At 64.6% G+C, this 6,686-nt stretch carries 8 protein-coding genes; 3 read left to right on the top strand and 5 right to left on the bottom strand.

The annotated features are described in order from the left end of the window. The 5 genes from ADADOO_RS01350 to ADADOO_RS01330 all read right to left on the bottom strand — a co-directional run. Nucleotides 1-155, bottom strand: a 155-nt coding sequence (locus ADADOO_RS01350; RefSeq protein WP_511274369.1) for a DNA gyrase inhibitor YacG, incomplete at its 3' end; no start/stop codon positions are given. Continuing rightward, nucleotides 155-913: a cell division protein ZapD gene (gene zapD, locus ADADOO_RS01345; protein WP_511274368.1), complete on the bottom strand. Its 759-nt coding sequence runs from the start codon at nucleotides 911-913 to the stop codon at nucleotides 155-157. The genes ADADOO_RS01350 and zapD, both read right to left, overlap by 1 nt. Nucleotides 914-973: 60 nt before the next feature. Beyond that, the gene (gene coaE, locus ADADOO_RS01340) at nucleotides 974-1,597 is read right to left on the bottom strand and encodes a dephospho-CoA kinase (protein ID WP_511274367.1); all 624 of its coding nucleotides are present in this window, start codon (nucleotides 1,595-1,597) and stop codon (nucleotides 974-976) included. Beyond that, entirely contained in the window at nucleotides 1,594-2,355 is a 762-nt protein-coding gene (locus ADADOO_RS01335) for a hypothetical protein (RefSeq protein ID WP_511274366.1), read from the bottom strand. The genes coaE and ADADOO_RS01335 overlap by 4 nt, the downstream gene beginning before the upstream one ends. Nucleotides 2,356-2,359: 4 nt before the next feature. Further along, nucleotides 2,360-3,724, bottom strand: a complete 1,365-nt coding sequence (locus ADADOO_RS01330; protein ID WP_511274365.1) for a TrpB-like pyridoxal phosphate-dependent enzyme — start codon at nucleotides 3,722-3,724, stop codon at nucleotides 2,360-2,362. Nucleotides 3,725-3,891: 167 nt separating this feature from the next. On the opposite strand from ADADOO_RS01330, the gene ADADOO_RS01325 reads away from it, so the two are divergent. The 3 genes from ADADOO_RS01325 to ADADOO_RS01315 all read left to right on the top strand — a co-directional run. Further along, on the top strand, nucleotides 3,892-4,443 hold the full coding sequence (locus ADADOO_RS01325; RefSeq protein WP_511274364.1) for a DOMON-like domain-containing protein: 552 nt from the start codon (nucleotides 3,892-3,894) through the stop codon (nucleotides 4,441-4,443). Next, the gene (locus tag ADADOO_RS01320; RefSeq protein WP_511274363.1) at nucleotides 4,440-5,654 is read left to right on the top strand and encodes an exo-beta-N-acetylmuramidase NamZ family protein; all 1,215 of its coding nucleotides are present in this window, start codon (nucleotides 4,440-4,442) and stop codon (nucleotides 5,652-5,654) included. The genes ADADOO_RS01325 and ADADOO_RS01320 overlap by 4 nt, the downstream gene beginning before the upstream one ends. Before the next feature lie 77 nt (nucleotides 5,655-5,731). Beyond that, the coding region (locus tag ADADOO_RS01315) for a phosphate/phosphite/phosphonate ABC transporter substrate-binding protein (RefSeq protein ID WP_511274362.1) at nucleotides 5,732-6,686 on the top strand (955 nt) is incomplete at its 3' end.

The raw sequence follows: 6,686 nt of genomic DNA, 5'->3' as shown, positions 1-6,686 counted from the left end.
TCGCTGACCGCGCCGCCGATGCGATAGGAATCGCTGGCCCAGCAACCGAGGTCGATCTGTTTGCAGCGTTCGGAACAGAACGGACGCCACGGATTTTCTGGAGCCCAGAGGGCATCTTTGCCGCATTGCGGACAGCGGACCTTGCGCGCAGCCATTAAAGATTGCAGAAGGTCAGGTCGAAGGGAACGTCGCGCTCGCAACCGCGCGCCTTGAGTTCGCTAGCCGGCGGCTTGGTGAAACGGATGTTCAGGAAATACTTGTTGGCACTCACTTCGGGAATCGCCGGCTCGTCGACACTGACCGTGATGCGCACCATCTGCGCGGCGGTGCCGCCGAGATTGAGCTGGAACTGGCCATTGGTCGCCGAATAGCTTTTCGGGCGACCGCTTGAGCGGAGCAGGCGCAGGACGATGGCCGCCGCATCGCGCAGCGGCAGCATTGGCTTGGTCCAGCCTTCCAGGGCAGTGCGCCGGACATCGGCCGGGCGGTGCAACCACCAGTGGTAGGACGGCAAATCGAATTCGCAGACGCCGCCGGGAATGGCGGCCCGGCTCTTGATGCCCATCAGCCAGTCGTTTTCGCGCAGGTATTGGCCGATCTTGCCGGTCATGCCGAGCAGCGAGGCGGACGACTGCTCGATTTCATAGAGGGCACCGGACAGTGCTTCTTCGGAAATTTCGGGATTGTTACGAAAGGCGAGCAACGTTTGCCGTTGCCGTTCGAGTTCCTGGATGAGGTCCATCTTGAGGTCGGCGCGACCGGCCACCTCAAGGATTTCGAACAGCGCAAGGAGAGCGGCGTGGTGCTCGAGAGCGCCTTCTTCCTGGGCGAAATAGGCCGTTTTTTCGAACAAATCTTCCAGACGCAGCAGCGTGCGGATACGTTCATTAAACGGGTATTCGTAGGTGATCACGCGGCCGGTGTCCGAGAAAACGGAAAATTTTGTTTATTCTGAGCTATTTGCATGCAAATCTCAACAGCCTGCTTTAAGTTTTTCAGCCGAAAGTGCTACGTAGTTTGAATGCAGCGCTTTAACCTGTCCGACGATGTTTGTTCGGTCCGCGTCATTGACCACAATATCGTCGGCCGCCGCCTGGCGCTGCTGACGCGTCGCCTGGGTGGCCATGATCGCCGCAACCTCTTGCGCAGATAACCCGTTGCGCGCCATGACGCGTTCTACTTGCAGGCTTTCCGAGCAATCGACGACGACAATGCGGTCACAGCGCTGGCGGTAATTTCCAGCTTCCACGAGGAGCGGCACGGCCAGAATGACGTAGGGCTCGGTCGCAGACTTGCAGCGTTCGGCCGAAAGCTGGCGGATCAGCGGATGCAGGATGCCCTCAAGCCGGCTTCTCGCTGAGGGGTCGGCAAAGGCCAGTTGACGCATCACCACGCGGTCGAGCGCGCCATCGGACGCCAGAATATCCGGGCCGAATTCAGCCGCCAGCGCCGGCATGGCGGCGCCGCCGGCCAGCGTCAATTCGCGGGCAATCGCATCGGTATCAACCAAGCCCGCCCCCTGCTCGACGAACAGGTCGGCGACGGTGCTTTTGCCGCTACCGATCCCGCCGGTCAGGCCGACGACGTATTGGCTCATTTACAGGCCAAGGTGTCGGCCTTGGGCAGAAGGCGGCCGACCGCGCCGATCAGCTCGACCTTGTCGCCAACCGGGCCGCGCGCCTGCAGCGTGACCAGGCTGTCCTTGCCCGGCCGCGGCGCAACCTGCGCCGAGCGAACGCCCTTGGCCTTCAACTCGGCCAGTTTGTCCTGCCCGCCTTTTTCGGAGGAGAACACACCGAGCGAAATGGCGTGGCGATTCAGCTCATCCTGCACGATGAAGAACTCTGTCACGCCGAGTTCGCGCAATTCGATCGATTTCTTCTCGGCATCGCCCTTGCTGGCCAGTGGCGGAATGAACACCCACCAACCGCTGCCTTCCGAGGCGGCCACTTTTCGGGTCACCTTGTAAGCCGCAAACCGCTTGGCCAGCAGCGCTGCCAGACGGTCAGCCTCGGCCAGCGGCAAGGGGCGCCAGGTCAGGCAGACCGGCGGTTTGTCAGCCACCTCAGCCACACCGGCCTTTTCCACCCGGCTTTCCGGGGCCGGCTCAGTCGTTGCCGGGGAGCCGCCTTCGGCACTCCCCGGCGCCGGCGTTTCGGTAGTCGGAGCGACCGGCTCGGGTTTAACGAGCGGCACCCCTGGCGCCTCGCCGCGCGAGACGATGCGCATGCGTTCCGGCTCGACCTGCTGCTCGACCCGCCCGGCATCCGGATTATCCGGTCGCCCGAAGTAGCCGGCACTGAAGGCGTAGAACAGCAGGTTGGCGAGAACGAGCAGGAAAACGAGGGCTTTCACGGATTCAGCCCACCTTCGGCAAGTGCTTGAGCGACTCGGTGATGGCTTCGGCCGGGTAGTCGTAGTCTTCGAGCTTGCCCGAGAAATACTTGTCGTAGGACGCCATGTCGAAGTGGCCATGGCCGGTCAGGCTGAACAGGATGGTCTTGGCCTCGCCGGTCGCCTTGCACTTGAGCGCTTCGTCGATGGCAGCGCGGATGGCGTGGCAGGATTCCGGCGCCGGGATGATGCCTTCGGCCCGGGCGAACTGGACACCGGCGTCAAAAGTGGCGACCTGCGGCACGGCCAGCGCCTCGATGCGGCCTTCGTGCAGCAGCTGCGAGACAAGCGGCGAATCGCCGTGGTAACGCAGGCCGCCGGCGTGGATGCCGGGCGGCATGAAGTCATGGCCGAGGGTGTACATTTTCATGATCGGCGTGTAGCCCGAAACGTCGCCGTAGTCGTAGGCGTAGTGGCCTTTGGTCAGCGTCGGGCAGGAGGTCGGCTCGACTGCGACGCAGCGCAGGTTGGTCGCCCGCTTGTCGCCGGCCGCCTTGTCGGCGAGGAAGGGGAATGCAATGCCGCCGAAGCTGGAGCCGCCGCCGCAGGGGCCGAAGATCACGTCCGGGTAGAGGCCGATCTTGTCGAACTGTTTCTTGGCTTCGAGACCGATCACCGACTGGTGCAGCAACACGTGGTTGAGGACGGAGCCGAGCGTGTAGCAGGTGCCGGGCTCAGAAGCCGCCTCTTCGACCGCTTCCGAAATAGCCAGGCCGAGCGAACCCTGGTTATCCGGATCGGCGGCCAGTGCAGCGCGGCCGGCGTTGGTCAGGTTGGACGGGCTGGCGAAAACTTCAGCGCCCCAAGTCTGCATCATCGAACGGCGGAACGGCTTTTGCTCGTAGCTGACCTTGACCATGAAGACGCGCACCGGCAGGCCGAACATCTGGCCGGCGAAGGCGATCGACGAGCCCCACTGGCCGGCGCCGGTTTCGGTGGTCAGCCGCTTGGTGCCGGCGATCTTGTTGAAATAGGCCTGCGGCACGGCGGAGTTCGGCTTGTGCGAACCGGCCGGCGAAACGCCTTCGTACTTGTAGAAAATCTTGGCCGGCGTGCCGAGCGCCTGCTCCAGGCGCAGGGCCCGGCAAAGCGGGGCCGGGCGCCACAGGGCGTAGATCTGGCGGACTTCTTCGGGAATGGCGATCCAGCGTTCGGCCGACATTTCCTGCTCAAGAATCGGCCCGGGGAAAATCGCCCCCATCGCTTCCGGCGGCACCGGGTTGCCATCGGGACCGAGCGGCGGCGCCGGCGGATTGGCCAGGTCGGCGACGACGTTGTACCAGTGGGTCGGAATGTCTTCTTGTTCCAGATTGATCCGCAGCGGCGTCACTTTTCTCTCCCCGAAAGCCTTTTCTGAAAGCCGGTAAGTTACTCCAAAAGCCCGCACCGACCAAGAGTGGGCCTTGATTTTGGCTGTTTTTTCCGGTTGACCGTAACAACAGCTGAAACAAGCAGTTAAAGTACCGGCTGCCAACCTTTTTGACGCTCTCCCCTGCCTTGTCCGCCCGCCAAATTACCACGCTGATCTGCCACCCGGCTGCCACCGAAGCGGTCGCCTGCGACATCGAAGTCGGCGTAGCGACGACGAATGATGGCGAGCTGATCCTCAGCTACCGCATCACCTGTCCGCCCACCGACCTCCGCCTGCCGGCACCGCAACCAGCCGGACCGGCCGACGGCCTGTGGCAGCACACCTGCTGCGAAGCCTTCGTCGGCGAAGCCGGCACCGGCTACCGCGAATTCAATTTCTCGCCGTCCGGCCAGTGGGCGGCCTACCGCTTCGCCGGCTACCGCGAACGCGACGCCGCCTTCGCCGCCGACGCCGAGCCCCAACTCGACTTCACCCCGCTGACCGACGGCTTTGAACTACGCGCCACGCTGCCTGCCACCCTGCTACCGCCCGGCGATGCCCTGCACCTTGGCCTCAGCGCCGTCATCGAAGCTGCCAACGGCAGCAAGAGTTACTGGGCGCTGACCCATTGCGCCGCCCAGCCCGATTTCCACGTCAGTCAGAGCTTCACCCTAACCCTGAAGCGAAACACGCCATGACCCAGACCGTCCTCTTCGGCCTCGACCGCCTGCTCGCCAACCCGGCCCTGCGCCGCCCGCTGGCCGGCAAGCGTCTCGCCCTGCTCGCCCACCCGGCCTCGGTGAGCGCCGACCTGACGCACTCGCTCGACGCCCTGGCCGCCCTCCCCGATCTCAAACTCAGCGCCGCCTTCGGCCCGCAGCACGGCCTGCGCGGCGACAAGCAGGACAACATGGTCGAGTCGCCCGATTTCCTCGATCCGCAACTCGGCATCCCGGTCTTCAGCCTGTACGGCGAAGTGCGCCGGCCGACCGACGCGATGATGGACACTTTCGATGTCCTGCTCGTCGATCTGCAAGACCTCGGTTGTCGCATCTACACCTTCATCACGACGCTGCGCTACGTGCTGGAAGCAGCGGCCAAACATGGCAAGAGCGTCTGGGTGCTCGACCGCCCAAACCCGGCCGGTCGCCCCATCGAAGGCCTGACCCTGCGCGACGGTTGGGAGAGCTTCGTCGGTGCCGGCCCGATGCCGATGCGCCATGGCCTGACCATGGGCGAACTCGGCCACTGGTTCATCGCCACGCTCAAGCTCGACGTCGATTACCACGTCATCGCCATGCAAGGCTGGCAACCCGACGCCGCTCCCGGCTACGGCTGGCCGCTCGGCGAACGCACCTGGATCAACCCCAGCCCGAACGCCCCCAACCTCTGGATGGCCCGCGCCTACGCCGGCACCGTCATGCTCGAAGGCGCTACGCTGTCGGAAGGGCGCGGCACGACCCGGCCGCTCGAACTGTTCGGCGCGCCGGACATCGACGCCCGCGCCGTCCTCGCTGAAATGCAGGCCTTCGCGCCGCACTGGCTCAAGGGCTGCAAACTGCGCGAATGCTGGTTCGAGCCGACCTTCCACAAGCACGCCGGCCAGCTCAATCATGGCATCCAGATCCACAGCGAAGGGCCGTACTACGACCACGCCGCCTTCAAACCGTGGCGTATCCAGGCGCTGGCCTTCAAGGCCATCCGCCGCCTTTACCCGGACTATCCGCTGTGGCGCGACTTCGCCTACGAGTACGAACACGACCGGCTGGCCATCGACCTCATCAACGGCTCGCCGCTGCTGCGTCTCTGGGTCGATGATCCGGCCACCGGGGCCGACGACCTCGATCACCTGGCGACCGCGGACGAAGCCGCCTGGACGACAAGCCGCCGGCCGTTCCTGATTTACTGAAAATTCCGCGCCCCGGGCCATTTCATTGGGAATAAAATGGCCCGGGAAAAATAACCCGCTGCCAACAGCGCCATGAGGTGACCAAGCTGAGCGAAGTTCGTTTGCGCAATAACGGCCATGCAGCCATCGGCCGTTGGCTCGCCAGGGCGGCGCTGGCCTTCTGCCTGGCGGTCGGCATCGCGGCCGTCAGCGCCGGCGAACAGGCCATTGCCCCCGAGACCGCACCAACGGCCGGCAGGACGCTGCAAAAGCCAGCCCGTTTCGCCATCCTTGCCATCCGCCCCACAGCCGACACCCTGGCACGCTGGCAACCGCTCATCGATTACCTCAACGGCACCGCCCCCTCCCGGCCCATCACGCTGGTCGCCATGAGTTTCGAGGAAATCGAAGCGGCCGTTCGCGACCGGCAGGTCGATTTTGTCCTCACCCAGCCCGCCCACTACATTCAGCTCACCCAGCGCGAAGGCCTGTATTCGCCGCTCGCCACGCTGATCGACAACGATGGCGGCAAGCCGCTGGCCAAATTTGGCGGGGTCATCGTCACCCGCCATGACCGGCAGGACATCCAGAATCTCGCCGACCTGCGCGGCAAGCGCATCGCCAGCGCCAACGCCAAAGGTCTCGGCTCCTTCCTCATGCAAGCCTTTGAGCTGAACCAGGCCGACATCCATCTGCCCGGCGACGCCACGGTCATCGACGTCGGCCTGCCGCAGGACAAGGCCATCGCCGAACTGCTCGCCGGCCGGGCCGATGCCGCCTTCGTGCGCACCGGAATGATCGAGGCCCTGGCGCGCGAAAACAAGCTCGACCCCAGCCAGCTTCGCGTCATCAACGCCAAGACGGATGACCGTTTTCCGTTTGCCCTTTCGACCCGGCTTTACCCGGAATGGCCTGTGGCGGCGATGCCCTGGGCCGACGACGAACTGGCCCGGCAGATCGCCGGCGGCATCCTATCCCTGCCACACGACGGAGACGCCGCGCGCGCCATGGGCATTCACGGCTTTGCCATTCCGGCCGACTACCGCCCGATCG

The organism is Azonexus sp., assembly GCF_036170495.1.
Lineage (GTDB): Bacteria > Pseudomonadota > Gammaproteobacteria > Burkholderiales > Rhodocyclaceae > Azonexus.
This window is presented reverse-complemented; position numbering and strand designations above follow the sequence as displayed.

Bases quoted from the DNA above. Each gene is read 5' to 3' on its own strand.
- coaE (WP_511274367.1), bottom strand. From the start codon at position 1,597: ATGAGCCAATACGTCGTCGGCCTGACCGGCGGGATCGGTAGCGGCAAA.
- ADADOO_RS01320 (WP_511274363.1), top strand. From the start codon at position 4,440: ATGACCCAGACCGTCCTCTTCGGCCTCGACCGCCTGCTCGCCAACCCG.